Raw genomic sequence first — 19,107 nt, 5'->3', positions numbered from 1 at the left:
CTTACCATCATTCAACCTGGTGTCCCGGTATTTTAGCGGACGCCCCAACGCATTACTCGTTCAAAACAGAAAATGACCATCAGAAAAAAAATCGTATTGACAGCCGCGGCTGCTGCCGTTCTTTCTCTCTCGGGTCCCGCTTTCGCAGGCGGCTTCCAGCTTAACGAGCAGTCGATTACGGGTCTGGGCCGCGCTTTCGCTGGCGAAGGCATCATGGGGGATGACCTCTCGGCTACCTGGTATAACCCCGCCGGCATGACACTGCTCTCCGGCACTCAGGTCCAGCTCGGCGGTGTGGAAAATGCCATGGACATGTCCTATAAGGGCACTGATGGTTCTACGGAAAACGGCCGTAAGCGCATTTCCCCGATTCTTCACCAGATGGTGACCCACCAGTTCAATGACAAGATCTGGGGCGGACTTGCCATCGTGATGCCGTTCGGCCTCGCTGACTCCTATAACCAGAACTGGGAAGGCGCTGAACGCGGCTACGACGCCAAGCTTCTTACGATCAACATCAACCCGTCAGTTGCCTGGAAGATCAACGACAAGTTCTCCGTTGGCGCAGGATTCTCAGCTCAGTACATTGACGCCACGGTGTCCATGAAGCGTAACCTCCTCGGCCAGAACGTGTACTCGCGTCTTGACGCGGATGACTGGGGCTACGGCTGGAATATCGGCGGTATGTGGTCTGCCACCGATAACTTCCGCATGGGTTTCGGCTACCGCTCCGCCATCACGCATAAGGCTCACGGCACGGTGAAGCTCACGACGGATGCCGCTGGCCAGAAGGCCATCGTTGCCGCTGCTCAGAACGCAAAACTGAATCCGGGCAGTACTCAGGCTGCGAGCATGATCGCGGCCATGCGTCAGGCGAATCTGTCGTTCGCTGACGTCATGGGCATTGCCCAGTCGGGTGCCATGACGCTGAATGGCGGCGCCCAGATGGACGCTCCCGCGAACGCGAATCTCACGTTCGTTTGGAAGTACTCCCCGAAGATGAGACTCTCGGGCTCCATCCGGTGGACTGACTGGAGCAGCTTCGACAACCTGATCATCAATGCGGGCGGTCTCCCCCACAGCCAGACTGACGTGCCGATGAAGTGGCGCGACTCCTGGTTCTTCTCCCTCGGCTATGACCTCGATATCACGCCGAAGTGGACGATCCGCGGCGGCGTTGCCTATGACCGCTCCCCGATCTCGAATCCCCGCTACCGTACGGCTCTGATTCCGGACGCGAACCGCATCTGGGCGACACTTGGTGCGACCTACCGTATGAACGAGCACTGGCAGTTCGATATCGCCGCGACTCACATCCACGGTATCGGCGAGCGTAATCTCTACGCTTCCCAGGACGCGAACTCCCAAAAGATCGGCCGCTTTGACAAGCTGAACTGCTACATGGTCGGCGCGGGCGTCGTTTACCGCTTCTGATCCTCAGATTCAGGGGCCGTCTCTTCTGCGGCCTCCTTCGGATAAAAGAGAGGCCTCATGGTTCAAGCCATGAGGCCTCTCTGCTTCCTCAGTAAAATACGCGCACTATGGAAAAAATTCTCCTTCACAGCTGCTGCGCCCCGTGTTCAGGCGCGATCCTTGAGTGGATGATGGCAAACGGTTACGAACCGACCGTCTACTACTACAACCCGAATATTTTCCCGGAAAAAGAGTATCTGATTCGGAAAAACGAAATCACCGAGTACGCGAAAAAACTTGGCGTGCCGATTATTGACGGTGACTGGAATCACGACTTCTGGCGCGAGAAAGTGAAGGGACTTGAAGATGAGCCGGAACGCGGCGCCCGGTGCCTGCAGTGCTTCCGCGTGCGGCTGTATCAGACCGCGAAGATCGCCTCCGAAATGGGATTCTCCCGCTTCACGACCACGCTTGCCTCAAGCCGCTGGAAGCGTCTTGATCAGGTGGCGGAGGCCGGGAACTGGGCCGCATCCCAGTTCCCCGGAGTTGAATACTGGGACCGCAACTGGAGAAAAGGCGGTCTGCAGGATCGCCGGGGCGCCCTGATCCGCGAGAATCACTTCTATAACCAGCTCTACTGCGGCTGTGAGTTCTCAATGCGGGGACTCGCGGAACGCATGGCCCGTCAGAGCGAGCAGGCGAAAAAGGACGAAGAGGCGGCGCGCGAAAAGATCGACGCCGCTCTTCAGTCCATCAGCAAATCCGCCTGAATTACGGTGCCGGAACGTGCGGTACAAATGACGAGGGATCGGCAAAGTAGGCGGCAACGCCGAATCCGATGAAGACAAGCGCCGCCACAATGTGAACCGTACGGACCGGAATGTATTTCGCAAACCGGTCACCGATGAAGACCACGGGGGCGTCCGCGAGGAGCATGCCGACCGTGGTGCCCATCATCACAGGAATGACGGTGCCGACCTTCGCCGCAATCGCAATAGTCGCGAGCTGGGTCTTGTCACCCATTTCCGCGAGGAAGAAGAGGATCAGCGTCGCAGTAAAAACGCCGTACTTCTTCCATCGGCTGTGTTCCGCGTCGATGTCATCCTTATCGGGGATCATCATCCAGATGCCCATGCCGATGAAGGACACAATCAGCACCCAACGCAGGATTTCCGGCGTAAGCCACGCGTTAATCCAGTAGCCAAGCATGGCGGCGAGCCAATGATTCAGGAGTGTCGCGCAGAGAATACCGAGCACGATCGGGATAGGTTTTCTGTAGTGAGCGGCCAGCGCCAGAGCAAGAAGCTGGGTCTTGTCACCGATTTCAGAGAGCGCAATCGCGCCCATGCTGAGCAGTATTGTTTCAAGCATGATTCTGGGGTCGGGAGATTGAAGGATCCCCGTAGATCCTGAGCCGGTCCTGACAGACAGAAACCCTGCAGGCGGCAGAGACCGGCGTCTCATCCCACGCACCCAGCAGAGTCTCTGGTCTTGCCGGTTCAGTCTTGATATCTGAATCCTGCGCCATGGCTTCTGGAGCCAAGTGTGTTGACGCAGGTCGCTGCCTTGCCGCTCTTAGTGGCGGTCCAGGGTCTGCAGCGCGGCTACTCCCCAAAGTAGGAAACGGATTGTACCGGAAAATGGCGTTCCCGGATAAAAAAACGGATTTTTTCCATCACTTCCTCTCTCACCCTATTGGACTCACCGCCCTCACGACTTACAATAGGGGGCGTTTTGTACTCAGAACCGGAGCGGGTCACAGGATTCTCCCCGGGTTTTTTCTTTGGACTATTAAGAAACATGACTGAAGTTCGCACCCGCATTGCACCGAGCCCCACCGGCATGATGCATCTCGGCACCGCCCGTACGGCTATTTACTGCTGGGCTGTTGCCCGCCACTTTGGCGGCAAATTCCTTCTTCGTATCGAAGATACCGATCAGGAACGCTCCACCCCGGAAGCGACCCAGGTGATTCTGGACTCGATGAAGTGGCTGAACCTCGACTACGACAACCAGGGCGCTGTGGTTTATCAGATGCAGCGTCTCGACCGCTACAAGGAAGTGGCGGATTCGCTTCTCGAGAAGGGCTTTGCCTATTGGGACTACTGCTCGAAGGAAGAGCTTGACGCGATGCGTGAAGCCCAGAAGCTCCGCGGCGAAAAGCCCCGCTATGACGGCCGCTGGAGACCCGAACGCGCCGCAGAGCTCGGTCTTGTGAAGCCTGAAGGCGTGAAACCGGTTCTCCGCTTCCGCAATCCGGATGACGGCGACGTAACCTGGGAAGACGCTGTTTATGGTCCGATCACCGTGTCGAACACTGAGCTCGATGACCTCGTCATCATGCGTTCCGACGGCATCCCGACCTACAACTTCGCGGTCGTGGTGGACGATATTGATATGAAGATGACGCACGTGATCCGCGGCGCTGACCATATCAACAACACGCCCCGCCAGATCAACCTGTACCGCGCTCTCGGTGTTGAACCCCCGATCTTCGGCCACCTGCCGCTGATCAACGGCCCGGACGGCAAGAAGCTGTCGAAGCGCCATGGTTCTGTCGCTGTGACGGAGTACAAGAAGGCCGGCTATCTGCCTGAAGCGATCTTTAACTACCTCGCCCGTCTCGGCTGGGGCCACGGCAACATGGAGAAATTCACCCGCGAGGAACTCGCGAAGGTGTTTGTGCTCTCCGACTGCTCGCGCGCCGCTGCCCGCATGGACTTCAAGAAGCTTGCCTGGCTGAATGGTCAGTACATGAAGGAAGCGGACGACAGCCGTCTCGCCGATCTCGTGAAAGACCGTATCGTTGCCCGCGGCGGCGATCTCTCGAAGGCGGATCTCGTGAAGGTCTGCGCGCTCCTCAAGAGCCGCGCCCAGACGCTCGAGGAACTGGCTGACGACGCCATGGTGTTCTATGGCCCCTACACTCCGGTCGCGGAAGACATCGCGAAGTCGCTCGAAAATGGCGGCCGCGAAGCCGCAAGCCTCGCGCTGACAAAGCTTGAAGCGCTCCCCGAGTGGAAGGCTGCTGATATTTATGCTGTGCTGAAGTCCGTCTGCGATGAGCAGGGAGTGAAGTTCGGCGTGATCGCGACCCCGATCCGCGTGATTGCCACTGCCGCCAAGAAGGTTCCGCAGATCGATCAGACGCTCGAAATCATCGGCCGTGACGCTGTGATCTCCCGTCTTCGCGAAAACCTCGCCTAAATATGGGATGAAAACCGCAGTTGGGATGTAAAACTTGCTTTTCTGAGATTCTTTCGGTATAGTTTTACTTCTCAACTGATGAGTTTTCTGAACTTGTCGGGATCGTTAAGTCCCTATCGTCTAGAGGCCTAGGACATAACCCTCTCACGGTTAGAACCAGGGTTCGAATCCCTGTGGGGACGCCAACTTAAGCAAGTTAAGTTGTCCAGTGAGAAATAGCCCGTTTAAAACGGGCTTTTTTGTTGCCTAAAAATTCTGCACGTTGGTTTCAGGCGGCAAGCGTCGCAATACTCAGGTCTTCTCAGCGATTTCTTTCCGTATTCAAATACTCCTGATAGCGCTCACTGAGAAAGTCCCTATTAGGCTGGAATTTCTCAGGCATCTGAAGGCTTTGATGATTAAGCTGCGCCAGGAATTCCGCAGCAGCGCTCCCTTCCGCGACAGAGCGAAGGAGTTCGCGGGAAAACTCACACTTCATATCAGGTGAGATGCCTAAAAGATTTTTATCGAACGCACGGTGCATCGTCACGCTGAGCGCGATGCCGTTGCTAGGCTGCAGTCGCATCTCTGAGGAGTCCTTCCACGGTCTAATGTGCGCTGCCTCTACCAGGCTTCTCTCCGACAGCCCCGTTATAGCGCACTTCCATCCGTAGGACGAAAGAACCGCATTTCTGAACATATCCTGGTGCAGGCGAGTCTTTGCAAGATAAAACCGCTCCGTCTTCGCCATCGGATCGGGAACCTTAATCGATTTAAAACCAGGAACGTAAACATCCTCAGAAATCCCTTTCTCCTCTCCAATCCGCTCCGCGGCGTCAAAGAGCCGCGTCAGATCCGCTGTCTGAGGATCATCTCCGATGTAGCGATGCCACACAGCCTCATCAATTTTGCTGCCGTGACTCATTCCCGAGACCCCTTTCCTTGCGTGTTTCGGATCAAGTCTCATCAAATTGCTGAGTTTCAGAGCAACCGCATTTGGCGTTCTATCAATCTGCTGAGCGAGTTTGATCACATAAGGATTGCCATGCGTGTACTGCCCCGACGACATCTGAACGTAAAGCACCAAGGCCAGGGTTACCTCATCCTCTGTCCAATTACGCCGGACGGACTGTTCTATAGAGAGTGATTGCATAGGATGAGCCAATAAAAGACTGAAGAGAGATCGAATACCGATTTGATTATCGTCTAGGTTCATTCATTATGCTGCACCATTTCGCGACATTCTATACGTATGGTTCAGATGTAGGCCATCTGATATATGATAACTTTTTTAATAACTATATAGATACAAATAAAGGCCGCTTTTCAGCAGCCTTTATTTTTCTTCCTCCAGCGCTTCAATCTGATATCAGATCAAAGCCACCGGATTCGAACAACTGATATTACTCAGCCTTCGGGGAAGCAACCTCAGCGGCAGCCTTCTTCTCGGCCTTCACAGCCTTCTTGGCAGCCTTCTTCGGGGCCTTCTTAGCAGCCTTCTTGGCGGCCTTCTTCGGGGCAGCCTTCACAGCCTTCTTGGCAGCGGCCGGAGCGGCAGCCGGGGCGGAGGCGGTGGCAGCAGCGGCGGAAGCAGCCGGAGCGGCAACGTCAGCAGCCTGGGCGGAAACGGCGAAGGCGCCGAAAGCGATCATGGAAGCAGCGAGAGCGATGTTCTTGATAGACATTTGAAAAAGTCCTTTAGTTGAATTTTTTAGGGCGAGAAGCACACAGCTTTAATTAGGTGATGCCGCAGTGCTTGCCGCAAGATCGAATAGTATCCCGCAAGCGCTATTCCCGGGGGTAGGACAAGTACTACCGGGGGATCATATAAACACGTGATCCCCCGTCATAACCCTTATAAAATAGGGATAAAAACGATCTAGAGGCTGGGTTTATACCAATAAGGTATGTTCTTATAAAGAATATTTTTTAATAACGAAAAAATACTATTGCAGAAGTCCCATCCAGAAGGGAATCGTGGCAAGGGCCGCAATTGTCTGAACTGTCGTCAAATCCGCTACTGCCGGACCATTTCCTCCCATTCGGACCGCTAGGATATAACAGGAATTTGCAGTCGGCAGCGCTGTGAACGAAAGGAGTGCTCCCATCTCGACCGGAGTCAGATGAAAGTACAGACCAACGGCGAATGAAACAGCAGGAACCGCAATCAGGCGTTCAACCGTAGCGAGAGAAATCAGCTTTCCATACTTTCTGAAATCCTCAAGCCTGAGTCCTGAACCAATCGCCATCAGAGCGAGTGCTAGAGAGGCGGATCCCAGACTCTTGAATACCGAAGTAACAAGCGCGGGCATCTGAAGCCCGGTCACATTGAAGAACAGCCCGGCAAGGGTCGCAATAATGAGGGGATTCGTAAAGATCGACTTCAGTATTCCCTTGATCCCGGATCCTTCAGACTGAGACGCTGCCGCGAGATCTGCTACGGCTACCGCATTGGAAATCGGCACCCAAACGCCTACCAGCAGAGCAAAAAGCGCCATTCCGGTGTTTCCATAAAGCGCCAGAACCACCGCGAAGCCAATATAGGAGTTGAACCGGTAACCGCACTGACGGATGCTGGCGTCGGTCAGCCGATCGGCCGGAGCGAGTTTTGACACAATCCAGGCGAGCACCATGCCGGCCGCCATTGATCCCACACCGCAGGCAAGATAGAGACTCGTCTGAGACACTGTCAGCTCTGCCCGGGCGACACTGTTAAAGAGCAGCGGAGGAAAAAGAACGTAGTAGACGAGTTTTTCCACTCCTTCCCAAAGCGACCGGGGAAACATCCGCAGTCTCGAGAGCAGAAAACCGAGAGCAATAAGAATGAAGGGCTGAATAATGACTGAGAAGAAATGCATGGTTCGAAGCCCCCTGCCCCTTAAGCAAATATACCTAATCGGTTAATTCTTAAGTATAGGTCAGTCTGATCAGCAGAATCGAGATCAGAAGCGTTCTCTTCAGTGACAAAAATCCCCGGGACTTGCCCGGGGATTCTCTGGTTTCCAATAAATGATCTCTACTGGAAAGATTCGGCTTCGGTTACTCAGCCTGAGCAACTGCCTTCACAGGAGCCGGCTCACGGAGCTTCGCAACACAGTGGTAAACCACAAGCAGCGCAAGCACAATCAGAGCAAAGGCAACGATCAGCTGCAGACCGCCAACCATAAAGACAAACGTGCCATTCGCGATCTGACCGAAAATCCGTACCACAGCCTCAACCAGAGCGGTCATCGTAACGATGAACATGAAGGTCATCGGGACATAAAGCATCCAGCCCTTACGGCCAGTAGCCTTAAGGAACACTGCGAGACCGGTCAGCACAAGAGCGGAAAGGAGCTGGTTCGCTGAGCCGAAGAGCGGCCACACCGACATATAACCCGCCATGCAGAGCGCAAAGCCGCAGACCAGCGTAAGGACCGTGGAGAAGACCACATTCGTGAAGATCTTCTGGATAAAGGTCTTTTCCTTCCCCGGAGCCGGCTGGAAGAGTTCCTGAAGCGACATGCGGCCGATGCGGGCCACGGCATCAACAGACGTCAGGGCGAGAGCGGAAACGCACATTGTCAGAATGCAGGCAGCAATATCAGCCGGAACACCGAAGATGTCCTGGAGGAAACCGGCAACCGAGTGAGAGAACGTCTGGAACGGAGTACCCGCAGGAAGAGCGCCGTTCGTAGCCGCCGCGCAGACCACCACGAGAGACACGATACCAAGCACCACTTCAGCGCACATTGAGCCGTAGCCAACGAGACGCATATCCTTCTCGTTGCTGATCATCTTGGAGGACGTACCGGAGGAAACGAGCGAATGGAATCCGGACACAGCGCCGCAGGCGATCGTCACAAAGAGGATCGGGAAGAGGTCCATGTTCTTAACCGTAAAGCCCGTCACAGCCGGCATATTGAGTGTCGGGTTCTTAATGAATACACCCAGCACGCCGCAGATAATCATGCCGATCAGGAGATAAGCAGACAGGTAGTCACGGGGCTGCTTAAGAAGCCACATCGGCATCACGGAAGCCGCAAAGAGGTAGATGAAGACGATATAGCGCCAGGTATTGGCGTCAGCATAGATCGGGTAAGCGATGCCGGCCCAGACCATCAGCACCATCAGAACAAGACCGACAATGAACTGAACACCGGAATTCGGCTTCACATACTTCATGAAGAGACCGAAGAGAACGGCGCCGACCATGTAGATCATTGAAATCGACGCGGCTGCGGCATTCGGCACCTGAAGATCACCGGTCTTCGAGAAACCGTTGAAAGTTGCCGCGACCATGTCACCGAAGGCCGCAATCACGAGCAGCGTGAAAAGCCAGCAGAAAAGCAGGAAGAGCTGACGGCCGGTACGTCCTACATAATCCTCAATAATGGCACCGATCGACTTGCCGCCGTTCTTGACAGAAGCATAGAGGGAGCCGAAATCCTGAACGGCGCCGAAAAACACGCCGCCGATCAGCATCCAGAGCAGCGCGGGAAGCCAGCCAAACATGGCGGCAATAATCGGTCCCGTGACAGGGCCGGCACCCGTGATGGATGTGAACTGGTGGGCGGCAACCGTCCACTTGGAAGCAGGCGCATAGTCACCGCCCGCATTTTTTACAGCCGGAGTCGGCTGCTTAGGATCAATACCCCATGTCTTCTCAAGCCACTTCGAATAGATGAAGTATCCGAAGCCAAGAGCGACAAAGGCGATCAGCATGACGGTTAAACCGTTCATTTTATTTTCCTTTGAAGCAAGTGCGAAATCTGCAGCCGCCTCCCGGAGGTTGCTTTTGGTCCCAGCGCAGGTGGTCGCTTGGATAAAAAGATGAGTGATTTCTGAATCAGGAGAGGCGGCGGTCTTTTTGGAAGAAGGTTTTTATTCTTTCAATGTTTAAAAATATACACATTCGCACATCGATACTTCTAAGAAAAAGTACTTAATTGATTGCACTGCGGTCAAGTATCACGCCCAAAAAGTCCCTTGAATACCGTGTTTGCGGCAATAAAAAACCCCGAGAGAAGGAAATCTCTCAGGGTGTTCTGTTTATCTCTCAGCTATTTCAGCCAAGAATGAGGGTGAGGAAAATTTTGTGGGTGACTCTGAGATAATTGCTCTTGGAGGAGCCTCAAATGAAACGAAAGACAGACCCCTTGGATAGTGTTGCAGGACAGATTTTAGAAAACGCCAAGAAATCCGGGCTTGAGATTAATACCGCAGAGGATGCGGAAAATCTTATGGCCCATATGCTCGGTCGGCTGCTGACTCAAATGCTTGACGGTGAAATGACCAATCATCTCGGTTACGAAAGAGGCGGTAAACGTGTCACCGAAAATGAGCGTAACGGGCATAGTTCGAAAACCCTCAAATCGTCCAGCCTTGGAAATATCCGTATTGACGTACCCAGAGACCGCAAGGGAGAGTTTGAGCCGAGGGTCGTTCCTAAGCATAAACGCCAGCTGGCGGGGTTTGAGGACAAGGTTCTGGCCTTGTACGCCAGAGGGCTCTCAACCCGGGAAATTCAAGGCTTTCTCTATGATGAATACGGTATGGAGACCAGTGCCGAATTTATCAGCGATGTTACGGACGCCATCCTTCCTGAGGTTGAAAAATGGCAGAACCGTCCTCTGGATCCGTTTTATACAACTGTTTTCTTTGACTCTATTCGAGTCAAAATCCGAGGTGATAATGGCATTGTTACCCCGAAAGCGGTCCATCTTGCCTTGGGCGTAAACGCCCAGGGCCGCAAGGAAGTTTTGGGGATGTGGGTCGCTGATAACGAAAGCGCAAAATATTGGCTTAAGGTCTTCACTGAACTCAAAAACAGGGGGGTGTCTGATATTCTGATTGCTGTCACAGACGGACTCAAGGGAATGAAGGAGGCGCTTGAAGCTGCCTTTCCCAACACTCTGCTGCAGACCTGCATTGTTCACCTGATCAGGAACAGTCTGAAATTCGTCGGATATAAGGATTACAAGGCCGTAGCCGGCGCGCTGAAGCCCATTTACCGGGCCGTAAACGCGGCTGATGCGCGGAAGGAACTGGACGCTTTTGCACAGTCGGAACTGGGGCTCAGATACCCTTACATCGCCAAACAGTGGATCGATTCCTGGGATAAGGTGATCCCCTTCTTTGATTTTTCCCCAAATATCCGCAGACTTATTTATACAACCAATGCCATAGAGAGCCTTAATCGGGATCTAAGAAAAGTAATTAAGACCCGAGCTGCTTTCCCTACTGAAACGGCTGCTTTGAAACTTCTCTTTCTGGCAATCCGGAAAGTAGAGAAAAGATGGGTGCGGCCTTCTCCATACTGGAGTGCCGCTATGAGAGAATTGGTTGTGCTATTTGGTGACCGAATCACCCCCTACATCGATTAACCTTGAACGAGCCGCCCACAAAAAATTACACACCCTCCCAAGAATCATCGAATCGGGAATATCCGCTTCGCCGTTCGAAGCTTTTTCGAAGAGACCAAGAAGATCCTGAACCGTGAGCTTCTTTTTCTCTTCGCCCGCGATATTCACAATCGCGCGGCCGTTATGCATCATGATGAGACGGTTACCGAAACGGAGAGCATCCCGCATGTTATGCGTAATCATCAGAGTCGTCAGACGGCCCTCATGAACGAAACGATCGGTAATCGCAAGCACCTTCTCCGCAGTCTTCGGATCGAGGGCTGCCGTATGTTCATCAAGTAGCAGCAGCTCAGGACGGCGAATCGTCGCCATCAGAAGCGTCACGGCCTGACGCTGACCGCCGGAGAGCAGTCCGACCTTGCTGGTCAGCCGGTCTTCAAGACCGAGGTCCAGCTCAGCAAGCATTTCGCGGAAATGCTCGTACATCTTCGAGCTCTCACTCCACCGGAGTCCGAGTCTCTGGCCGCGGCGCATTGCCATAGCCAGATTCTCCGCAATCTGCATGCCGGCTGCCGTTCCCTTCATCGGATCCTGGAAAACGCGGCCGATGAAACGAGCACGCTTATGCTCAGGCATTTTGGTGACATCGGTGTCTCCGATGATGATGCGTCCAGAGTCAATCGGGAATACACCGGCAATCGAATTCAGAACAGTCGACTTGCCAGCGCCGTTACTGCCGATCACCGTCGCGAAGTCACCATCCTCAAGCGTGAAGCTCACCCCCTGGAGGGCCTTCTTTTCATTCGGGGATCCGGGAAAAAATGTCTTATAAACGTTTTCAAGTTTCAGCATCAGGAAGCCCTCCCGGTGAGACGGGATGCCGCTCTCAGTTTGGACTGAATAAGCGGCAGGGAAAGCGCAATGGCGACAAGAATAGCCGTGAAGAGCTTAAGGTCGTTCGGCGGCATGCCAAGCTCGAGCACAATGGCGATCACGAGTCGATAGACAATCGAGCCGAGAACCACTGAAATCAGACAGTTCTTAAAGCTCCGGGTGCCGAAAAGCACTTCGCCGATAATCACCGAGGCAAGGCCAATCACGATGGTACCGACGCCCATGCCGGCATCAGCAAAGCCATTGCTCTGCCCGACAAGCGCACCGGAAAGAGCCACAAGCCCATTGGAAAGAAGCAGACCAAGGATCACCATGGAATCCGTATTCACGCCCTGAGCGCGGCTCATCTGCGGGTTATAGCCCGTGGCGCGCAGAGCGAGTCCAATCTCAGTTCCGAAGAACCAGTAAACGACGGCGACGACGAGAAGCGCCGCGATCAGACCGACAGCAAGGGTCGTCTGAGCTTCGGTGAGACCCGCGGACGCACCCCATGAATAAATCGTGGTCTGCCCGAGAAGCGAAAGGTTCGCGCGTCCCATCACGCGGAGATTGATCGAGTACAGACCGATCATCGTCAGAATACCGGAGAGGAGTGCGGGAATCTTCAGCTTTGTCGTGAGAAGTCCGGTCACTGCACCAGCGACACACCCGGCAAGAACAGCAAGCACAAAAGCCGTAACCAAGGAATGACCGGAGGTGATGCAGGTAGCCGCAACAGCAGCTCCAAGCGGGAAAGTACCCTCAACCGACAGGTCAGCAATATCGAGCACACGGAACGTGATATAGACGCCGAGCGCAAGCAGTGACCAGAGAAGCCCCTGGGCAATGGTGGGAATTAGTAAATCTAACATCGATCAGGTGCTCCTTTCTGCACAAGAACCTGAGTTACCTAAAAAGAAATCCTGCGCGGCCTCAGAGTATGAAGCCGTGCAGGCTTTGAACAAAAGCAGAGGGCGGAACCCCTGCGGAATTCTTACTGAATGATTTCAGCCTTCGACTTCACGGAGTCCGGAATCTGAATGCCGATTTCCTTGGCGGTCTTCGCGTTCACCATGGCCTTGAACTGCTGCTGATAGCGGATTGCCATGTTTTCAGGCTTCGACTTGCCGTCAAGAATATCCGCGCCCATGTCGCCGGCAATCTTGCCGAGCTCATAGTAGTCAATGCCAATCGTGGCAAGACCGCCGTTCTTCACCATATTGGGTTCACCGCAGATCACCGGAAGCTTCGCCTGGTTGGTGACCTTGATCAGAGTCGGCATGGCGCTCGCAAGAACGTTGTCAGTCGGGATATAGATCGCCTGGACCTTGCCAACAAGGCTGTTCGCGGCCTGCTGAATATCGTTCACATTGGAAACCGTTGCGATCTTCAGGGTCACGCCCATCTTCTGAGCCACGGTCTTCAGAGCGTTGACCTGGACCTCAGAATTTACTTCGCTCGAGTTATAGATGACGCCAAGCGTCTTCAGATTCGGAACAAAGTCCTTGATCAGCTGAGCCTGCTCAGCGATCGGGTTCATATCAGAGCTGCCGGTCACATTGGTGCCGGGCTTCTCGTTGCTCTTCACGAGACGCGCGGTCTGATAATCCGTAATAGCGGTACCGACAATCGGGATCGTCTTCGTCGTGTTCGCAACCGTCTGGGCTGCCGGAGTTGCAATAGCGAAGATCAGCGCGGAATTGTTAGACACAAAGCGCTGGGCAATGTTCTTCATATTCGACTGATCGGCCTGCGCATTCTGCTGGTCAATCTTGATCTTCCCGCCATCCTTATAGCCGCGGGCCGCCAGCTCATCCACGATACCCTTATTCGCTGCGTCGAGAGCCTGGTGCTCCACCAGCTGAATGATGCCGACATTCAGCTGACCAGTCGGAGCAGACGCTGCCGCTGAGGATGCGCTGCCACCCTTATCACCGCAGGCAGCAAGCAGTACAGCCGCGCCGACGCAGGCGAGCGCGATTCCAATCGACTTCATCTTCATAAGGGGCTCCTTCGAGGGAATTTATTGCTGATATCTGAAATGTATCGGATCTTGTCTGCTGTTTCAGCAGATGCATTTGGTTATTATGCACGTCTGAAAGCGGGTTGTGGAAATTTTGGAATTTCCCGCAGGCATGAAAAAACACCAGGATGAATGACATTCCTGGTGTTTTATTTTCAGTTCGGTCTGATCCCGTCGCCGCGGGATCAGATTCAGAAACTGATTAGTTGTTCTCGGCGAACAGCGGGGTCGAGAAGTAGCGGTCTCCGTTATCCGGGAAGATCACGACAATCGTCTTTCCTTCGGCCTCAGGACGCTTGGCGATTTCAATGGCAGCCCAAAGAGCAGCGCCAGCGGAAATACCGGAGAGGATAGCTTCAGTGCCTGCAAGCTTCTTACCAGTCGCAAAAGCGTCTTCATTAGTGACCGTGATCACTTCGTCATAAACGGAGGTATCAAGCGTCTTCGGAATGAAACCGGCACCGATACCCTGAATCTTATGGGGACCGGGCTTGCCGCCGGAAAGAACCGGGGAGGTGGTCGGCTCAACAGCCACAGCCTTCACGTTCGGATTCTTTTCCTTGAGGTAACGTCCGGTACCAGTCAGCGTGCCGCCAGTGCCGACGCCGGCAACAAAGTAGTCGACAACACCTTCAGTGTCACGCCAGATTTCCGGACCAGTGGTTTCGTAGTGAGCCTGAGGATTCGCGGGATTATCGAACTGACCAGCGATGATGGAGCCAGGATCCTTCTCATGAAGTTCCTGAGCCTTCGCGATGGCGCCCTTCATGCCGTCCTTACCCGGGGTGAGAACAATCTCAGCACCATAGGCATGGATCATGTTGCGGCGTTCAACCGACATCGTATCCGGCATGACGATGACAACCTTGTAGCCATGAGCGCGGCCAACCATGGCAATACCAATACCGGTGTTGCCGGAGGTCGGTTCGTAAATCGTGGCACCGGGCTGCAGACGGCCAGACTTTTCAGCGTCCAGAATGATGGACTTAGCGATGCGGTCCTTCACGGAACCAGCAGGATTGAAGGATTCGAGCTTCGCGAGAATGCGGGCCTTAAGACCAAGCTCCTTCTCAAGCTTGCTCAGTTCGACGAGGGGGGTATTGCCGATCAGGTCGGACACAGACTTATAAATAGCCAATTCTTTTCTCCAAAAGCAAGGCGTTTCATTCACGCCTGCCAAACAGTGATGGAATACGGATGACTCAGCTCATCCGCCAGTTGGTAACAGGTGTTTGGGCTTAAACCCGAGTTGTTCTGTCGGATATATTATCAGCGGGTTTTTAAAAAAGGTGAATTATCAAATCAAGTGCAAAGTTACTGAATAAAAGACTTCAGCCGGACACTTCCAATTGAGACGTTTTCTGGGTCTGAAATTCAGAGCATTGAACCGTTTCTGAACTTCTGCCTGAGAAATTTTATCGATACTCATTCCTTTTGGGAAAAAGTCTCTAAGAAGTCCGTTTGTATTTTCATTACTTCCTTTCTCCCATGGATGATGAGGCAAGCAGAAATACACTTTGGTTCTGAGATCTTTCTCCAGTTTTTCAGCCCAGGAAAATTCTTTTCCGCGATCTACGGTAATCGTACGCAGATCCTTATCTGACAGAGATTTCTCAATTACGGCAGACACATCGGCCGCAGTCTTGGAAGCGGTTTTCCCGCCACAGAGAAAGCCGGACTTCCTATCGACCAGAGTCGTGAGGCAGGCTCCGCCCTTTTTTCCGATGACGGTATCGCCTTCCCAATCCCCCAGGCGAGATCTGTTCTGAGCTTCCAGGGGTCGCTCTTCAATGCTGTGAGTGATCTGGATCTTTCCTCGCCTCTCGGTCATGCCTTTACGGTGACGCGTTTTACCGTGGTGTCGCAGGTGTCGGGACATCTTTCGGCCATCCACAAAGCGATCCAGAAAGCCAGAATTGATTCCTCGGTAGATTGTCGTGGCGCTGATCCTTAGATTCGGCAGCTCCTTTCTGAGACGGTATTGAATCTGCTCCGGAGACCAGAATTTCTTAACCAGCAGATTTGAGACAATCCTTGTCAGCAACGAGTCAGACTTCAGAATGTTTCTCTTTCCGCAATGCTTTCTCTGTCTCTGATATCGGGCCTGCGCGGCACAGGGATCATAGGCAGCTGAAGCCCCATCCTGGGCCGATACAGCCTTGTTTCGCTTCAGTTCGCGGGAGATCGTAGAAACATTTTTCCCAATCGCACATGCAATTTCAGACAGGGATTTGCCTGAAATCGTTAAAGCCGAAATAAATACTCTGTCCCGAAGAGTAAGATGATGATAGTGGCTCATGAGCTCCCTCTATAGTTATCTTGACAATCTCTATTATGGAAGCTTTATGGGCCACTATTCTTTTCTCAGGCTTTGCACTTGAAGTGATAATTCGCCAAGCAAAAATGATTTTCTGTGGAATATTTTCGCTTTAAATGTGAATGATTACGGTTTTTGAAAATTTATTAAATACTTATTTTTCAATAATTTGATATTAATAAACAACAAAAATATCCATTTTAAAACGACACAAATAAGCGCAAAAACAGCGGAGAAAACGAGACTTTTGAAGCCTCTGACATCAAAACTCTTCTGTAAAAAAGTGTACCTTCTGATGTATTACCTGACGGATCCTTGAATTTCATCGAAAATACTTTTCCCCGTCATCACTCACCGGTCTGATCCCGAATGAACTCTTTTTCTTCCCAACGCACTGAGACAACAGCCCCCTCTTCTCTCACGGTTCAGCTGACCGCTGAGGAGCTGGGAAAAAATGGCAGCTGCATCGCTTGGACTGAAGTTTCAGGGAAGACTGTCCGGGTGATTCTTCCCGGCACGCTGCCTGGCGATGCGGTTGAGGCCGTGGTTGAACTGCCTAAAAAAGGGGCTCATTCCGCTATCGGACGTGTTTCACGTTTCATTCGGAAATCCCCCGGCCGCCGGGGTTCTCCCTGCCCTGCTTCAGCGCTCTGCGGCGGGTGCCCTTTGATTGAACTCACGAGCGAGGCTCAGCTCTCTTATAAAAAGCGTTTCCTCGAGAAGCTTTTCAGCGCGACCCCTGGCGGGGCATCTCAGATACTGGATCCGATTCCGATGCCTCACGGGATTGACTCTGGGTACCGCAACAAAGCGGTGCTCTACTTTGAAGAGTCTGCAGGAACCCGAAAGCTGGGCATGTACGAAGCGGGAAGCCATCATGTTGCGCCCGGAACTGACTCCTGCAGACTCTGCCCGCACTGGATGGCTGTTGCGGCGAATGCGGTGCTTCGCTGGAGCAGGGATTCAGGATTATCGGTCTGGAGCGAAACGTCTCAGACGGGGCTGCTTCGCGGTCTTATTCTTAGAGCCGGCAGCAACGGGCGTCTCGCAACTTTGGTGACCTCCTCTTCCATCCCTGACTCTGCCTCTGAAAGCCTGATTTCGGCCCTTCAGTCTGCCGGTGTGTCAGATATCACCGTTTCCATCAAAACCCGCCCCGGAAACTTTGTCCTAGGTGAAACGTCAGTCGTGCTTTTGGGCAGAGGATCCGTCACCGCTGAAATTTCAGGTCTTGAGTTTGAGGTGAGACCCGAAACCTTTCTGCAGGTCAACACGCCGCAGACCCCGGTTCTTTATGACACCGCGATCCGCCTTGCCTCCATCAGCCCAGAGGATACTGTGCTTGATCTCTACTCCGGCATCGGCACCATTTCGTTGCTGCTCGCCAGAAAGGCGGGACACGTGATCGGCGTCGAGATTGTTCCTGAATCCGTTGAAGAGGCAAAGAAAAACGCGGTGAGGAACGGCTTATCCAATACCGAATTTTTCTGCGGCCCGGCAGAGAAAATCCTCCCGGATATCTGCAGCCGCGGCATCCAGCCGAAAACGGTTTTTGTCGACCCTCCGAGAAAAGGGCTTGAAGCCTCTGTCCCAGGCATCATTGCCGCCATGGAGCCTGAGACAGTGATCTATATCGCGTGCGGCCCAGAGGCTCTGGCGCGTGACGCGGCGAAGTTCCATAACCTCGGATATTGCCTCGATACGCTGCAGCCCGTTGATCTGTTCCCGGATACCGCGCATATTGAATGCGTTGCGCGGCTCCGGCGGGTGCAATAAAAAAAGCGGACGGTTTTCATCGTCCGCTTTCAGAACCTGATTCTGTTTACTTCAGATTTGCGTCGAAGAACGACGTGATCTTATCGAACGGAATCACATTCATCTTGTAGTACAGATCCGTGTGCACAGCGCCCGGAATGATGACAAGCTCCTTATTGCTTCCCTTCAGACGCTTGAACAGGTCTTCGCTGAAATAGCGGGAGTGAGCCTTCTCACCATGAATCATCAGCACCGGCGTTTCGATTTCCTCGGCGTAAACCGTTATCGGCATATTCGTGAAGTCGAGAACCGAGCTCAGGGTCGCCCCGGTTGTGGAGCCGAATGAACGCGGATGATAGCCAAGCTTCGTCTGATAAAAGTCGTGATAGTCACGCACAAACTGCGGCGTATCAGGCTTCACCTCAGTGATCACACCGCCCGCCATCTTATAGGTGCCGCTCCTGTAATCAGCCGTTCTCTGCGCGCTCAGCGTCTTCCGCAGCGCTTTCCGTTCAGCTCGGATCGCTTCCGGGGTCTTCGTTTTATCAAAATACCCGTTCGCTATCACCCGGCTCATGTCGTACATCGTGGAGGTCACGGTTGCCTTGATGCGCGGATCCATAGCGGCCGCGTTGATAGCAAAGCCTCCCCAGCCGCAGATGCCAACAATGCCAATCGCTTCCGGATTCACATCAGAGCGGTTCGACAGATAATCAACCGCAGCAGAGAAGTCTTCCGTATTGAGATCGGGGGAAGTCACATTCCGGGGCTGCCCGCCGGATTCACCGGTGAATGACGGATCAAATGCCAGCGTCAGAAATCCTCGGGCCGCGAGCTCCTGAGCGTAACGCCCCGACACCTGCTCCTTCACAGCGCCATAGGGCCCGGCGAGCGCGATAGCCCTCATCTTCTCTCCCGCCTTCATGGTTTTCGGCGTGTAGAGATCACCAACGAGAGTGATTCCAAAGCGGTTATGGAAAACAACCTTCCGGTGCGACACCCTCGGATCCTCCGGAAAAACCTTGTCCCAGGCGTTCGAGAGCTATGCGGGATCAATCGTTTCCGGCACCGCGACAGAATCCTTCAGGGGAGCGCGGTCAAGCGCCTGAGCGGCGCGTGCCACAAGCGCCGCCCCAACTCCCGTCAGGGCCACTTTTGCGAAGAGTCTTTTCGACATCATCATCTTCATTATTCCT

General features: G+C 53.5%; 16 protein-coding genes, 1 tRNA gene, 1 pseudogene and 1 riboswitch. Of the genes and pseudogenes, 6 read left to right on the top strand and 12 right to left on the bottom strand.

Annotated features, from left to right (window positions below; all coding sequences use genetic code 11):
* Nucleotides 1–72: 72 nt before the first annotated feature.
* Nucleotides 73–1,434 carry an OmpP1/FadL family transporter gene (locus tag M4NBBH2_RS05455; RefSeq protein WP_116270021.1) on the top strand — a complete coding sequence of 454 codons (1,362 nt, stop codon included), beginning with the start codon at nucleotides 73–75 and terminating at the stop codon, nucleotides 1,432–1,434.
* Between the two features lie 107 nt (nucleotides 1,435–1,541).
* Nucleotides 1,542–2,183 (top strand): epoxyqueuosine reductase QueH, encoded by a 642-nt coding sequence (locus tag M4NBBH2_RS05450; RefSeq protein ID WP_116270020.1) that lies wholly within the window; start codon nucleotides 1,542–1,544, stop codon nucleotides 2,181–2,183.
* A gap of 1 nt (nucleotide 2,184) precedes the next feature.
* On the opposite strand, the gene M4NBBH2_RS05445 is transcribed toward M4NBBH2_RS05450, so the two are convergent.
* A complete protein-coding gene (locus M4NBBH2_RS05445) occupies nucleotides 2,185–2,784 on the bottom strand; it encodes a TMEM165/GDT1 family protein (protein WP_116270019.1) in 600 nt (199 codons plus the stop codon).
* Nucleotides 2,785–2,840: 56 nt separating this feature from the next.
* Nucleotides 2,841–3,033, bottom strand: a riboswitch (yybP-ykoY riboswitch).
* A 180-nt stretch (nucleotides 3,034–3,213) separates the two neighbouring features.
* On the opposite strand from M4NBBH2_RS05445, the gene gltX reads away from it, so the two are divergent.
* Together gltX and M4NBBH2_RS05435 are read left to right on the top strand one after the other, a co-directional pair.
* On the top strand, nucleotides 3,214–4,620 hold the full coding sequence (gene gltX, locus M4NBBH2_RS05440; RefSeq protein ID WP_116270018.1) for a glutamate--tRNA ligase: 1,407 nt from the start codon (nucleotides 3,214–3,216) through the stop codon (nucleotides 4,618–4,620).
* Between the two features lie 109 nt (nucleotides 4,621–4,729).
* Nucleotides 4,730–4,805 (top strand) — tRNA-Glu (locus M4NBBH2_RS05435).
* Nucleotides 4,806–4,921: 116 nt separating this feature from the next.
* On the opposite strand, the gene M4NBBH2_RS05430 is transcribed toward M4NBBH2_RS05435, so the two are convergent.
* The 4 genes from M4NBBH2_RS05430 to M4NBBH2_RS05415 form a co-directional block, all read right to left on the bottom strand.
* The gene (locus M4NBBH2_RS05430) at nucleotides 4,922–5,815 is read right to left on the bottom strand and encodes an HNH endonuclease (protein WP_116270017.1); all 894 of its coding nucleotides are present in this window, start codon (nucleotides 5,813–5,815) and stop codon (nucleotides 4,922–4,924) included.
* A gap of 187 nt (nucleotides 5,816–6,002) precedes the next feature.
* Nucleotides 6,003–6,284 (bottom strand): hypothetical protein, encoded by a 282-nt coding sequence (locus tag M4NBBH2_RS05425; protein ID WP_116270016.1) that lies wholly within the window; start codon nucleotides 6,282–6,284, stop codon nucleotides 6,003–6,005.
* Between the two features lie 261 nt (nucleotides 6,285–6,545).
* A complete protein-coding gene (locus tag M4NBBH2_RS05420; protein WP_116270015.1) occupies nucleotides 6,546–7,457 on the bottom strand; it encodes an AEC family transporter in 912 nt (303 codons plus the stop codon).
* 181 nt (nucleotides 7,458–7,638) lie between these two features.
* A complete protein-coding gene (locus M4NBBH2_RS05415; RefSeq protein WP_116270014.1) occupies nucleotides 7,639–9,321 on the bottom strand; it encodes a carbon starvation CstA family protein in 1,683 nt (560 codons plus the stop codon).
* A gap of 395 nt (nucleotides 9,322–9,716) precedes the next feature.
* On the opposite strand from M4NBBH2_RS05415, the gene M4NBBH2_RS05410 reads away from it, so the two are divergent.
* Nucleotides 9,717–10,964, top strand: a complete 1,248-nt coding sequence (locus M4NBBH2_RS05410; protein WP_116269216.1) for an IS256 family transposase — start codon at nucleotides 9,717–9,719, stop codon at nucleotides 10,962–10,964.
* Nucleotides 10,965–11,000: 36 nt separating this feature from the next.
* On the opposite strand, the pseudogene M4NBBH2_RS05405 reads toward M4NBBH2_RS05410, so the two are convergent.
* The 5 genes and pseudogenes from M4NBBH2_RS05405 to M4NBBH2_RS05385 all read right to left on the bottom strand — a co-directional run.
* A pseudogene (locus M4NBBH2_RS05405) lies at nucleotides 11,001–11,795 on the bottom strand (ABC transporter ATP-binding protein); the annotation flags it as partial.
* Nucleotides 11,795–12,688, bottom strand: a complete 894-nt coding sequence (locus M4NBBH2_RS05400; protein WP_116270012.1) for an ABC transporter permease — start codon at nucleotides 12,686–12,688, stop codon at nucleotides 11,795–11,797. The pseudogene M4NBBH2_RS05405 and the gene M4NBBH2_RS05400, both read right to left, overlap by 1 nt.
* Before the next feature lie 122 nt (nucleotides 12,689–12,810).
* Entirely contained in the window at nucleotides 12,811–13,818 is a 1,008-nt protein-coding gene (locus M4NBBH2_RS05395; RefSeq protein ID WP_116270011.1) for an ABC transporter substrate-binding protein, read from the bottom strand.
* A 223-nt stretch (nucleotides 13,819–14,041) separates the two neighbouring features.
* Nucleotides 14,042–14,977, bottom strand: a complete 936-nt coding sequence (gene cysK, locus M4NBBH2_RS05390) for a cysteine synthase A (protein WP_116270010.1) — start codon at nucleotides 14,975–14,977, stop codon at nucleotides 14,042–14,044.
* Between the two features lie 159 nt (nucleotides 14,978–15,136).
* Complete coding sequence (locus M4NBBH2_RS05385) at nucleotides 15,137–16,138, bottom strand: IS30 family transposase (protein ID WP_116269340.1); 1,002 nt, start codon at nucleotides 16,136–16,138, stop codon at nucleotides 15,137–15,139.
* A gap of 387 nt (nucleotides 16,139–16,525) precedes the next feature.
* On the opposite strand from M4NBBH2_RS05385, the gene rlmD reads away from it, so the two are divergent.
* Nucleotides 16,526–17,932 carry a 23S rRNA (uracil(1939)-C(5))-methyltransferase RlmD gene (gene rlmD, locus M4NBBH2_RS05380; protein ID WP_116270009.1) on the top strand — a complete coding sequence of 469 codons (1,407 nt, stop codon included), beginning with the start codon at nucleotides 16,526–16,528 and terminating at the stop codon, nucleotides 17,930–17,932.
* 46 nt (nucleotides 17,933–17,978) lie between these two features.
* On the opposite strand, the gene M4NBBH2_RS05375 is transcribed toward rlmD, so the two are convergent.
* Together M4NBBH2_RS05375 and M4NBBH2_RS11775 are read right to left on the bottom strand one after the other, a co-directional pair.
* Nucleotides 17,979–18,911, bottom strand: a complete 933-nt coding sequence (locus tag M4NBBH2_RS05375; protein ID WP_170135107.1) for an alpha/beta hydrolase — start codon at nucleotides 18,909–18,911, stop codon at nucleotides 17,979–17,981.
* Between the two features lie 42 nt (nucleotides 18,912–18,953).
* Nucleotides 18,954–19,100 (bottom strand): hypothetical protein, encoded by a 147-nt coding sequence (locus M4NBBH2_RS11775; RefSeq protein WP_170135106.1) that lies wholly within the window; start codon nucleotides 19,098–19,100, stop codon nucleotides 18,954–18,956.
* Nucleotides 19,101–19,107: the final 7 nt, after the last annotated feature.

The sequence above is a fragment of the Mesosutterella multiformis genome, from assembly GCF_003402575.1.
GTDB classification, from domain to species: Bacteria; Pseudomonadota; Gammaproteobacteria; order Burkholderiales; family Burkholderiaceae_F; genus Mesosutterella; species Mesosutterella multiformis.
This window is presented reverse-complemented; position numbering and strand designations above follow the sequence as displayed.

Bases quoted from the DNA above. Each gene is read 5' to 3' on its own strand.
- M4NBBH2_RS11775 (WP_170135106.1), bottom strand. From the start codon at position 19,100: ATGAAGATGATGATGTCGAAAAGACTCTTCGCAAAAGTGGCCCTGACG.
- M4NBBH2_RS05445 (WP_116270019.1), bottom strand. From the start codon at position 2,784: ATGCTTGAAACAATACTGCTCAGCATGGGCGCGATTGCGCTCTCTGAA.
- gltX (WP_116270018.1), top strand. From the start codon at position 3,214: ATGACTGAAGTTCGCACCCGCATTGCACCGAGCCCCACCGGCATGATG.
- M4NBBH2_RS05415 (WP_116270014.1), bottom strand. From the start codon at position 9,321: ATGAACGGTTTAACCGTCATGCTGATCGCCTTTGTCGCTCTTGGCTTC.
- M4NBBH2_RS05385 (WP_116269340.1), bottom strand. From the start codon at position 16,138: ATGAGCCACTATCATCATCTTACTCTTCGGGACAGAGTATTTATTTCG.
- M4NBBH2_RS05455 (WP_116270021.1), top strand. From the start codon at position 73: ATGACCATCAGAAAAAAAATCGTATTGACAGCCGCGGCTGCTGCCGTT.
- M4NBBH2_RS05430 (WP_116270017.1), bottom strand. From the start codon at position 5,815: ATGAACCTAGACGATAATCAAATCGGTATTCGATCTCTCTTCAGTCTT.
- M4NBBH2_RS05425 (WP_116270016.1), bottom strand. From the start codon at position 6,284: ATGTCTATCAAGAACATCGCTCTCGCTGCTTCCATGATCGCTTTCGGC.
- M4NBBH2_RS05395 (WP_116270011.1), bottom strand. From the start codon at position 13,818: ATGAAGATGAAGTCGATTGGAATCGCGCTCGCCTGCGTCGGCGCGGCT.
- M4NBBH2_RS05450 (WP_116270020.1), top strand. From the start codon at position 1,542: ATGGAAAAAATTCTCCTTCACAGCTGCTGCGCCCCGTGTTCAGGCGCG.
- M4NBBH2_RS05410 (WP_116269216.1), top strand. From the start codon at position 9,717: ATGAAACGAAAGACAGACCCCTTGGATAGTGTTGCAGGACAGATTTTA.
- M4NBBH2_RS05400 (WP_116270012.1), bottom strand. From the start codon at position 12,688: ATGTTAGATTTACTAATTCCCACCATTGCCCAGGGGCTTCTCTGGTCA.
- rlmD (WP_116270009.1), top strand. From the start codon at position 16,526: ATGAACTCTTTTTCTTCCCAACGCACTGAGACAACAGCCCCCTCTTCT.
- M4NBBH2_RS05420 (WP_116270015.1), bottom strand. From the start codon at position 7,457: ATGCATTTCTTCTCAGTCATTATTCAGCCCTTCATTCTTATTGCTCTC.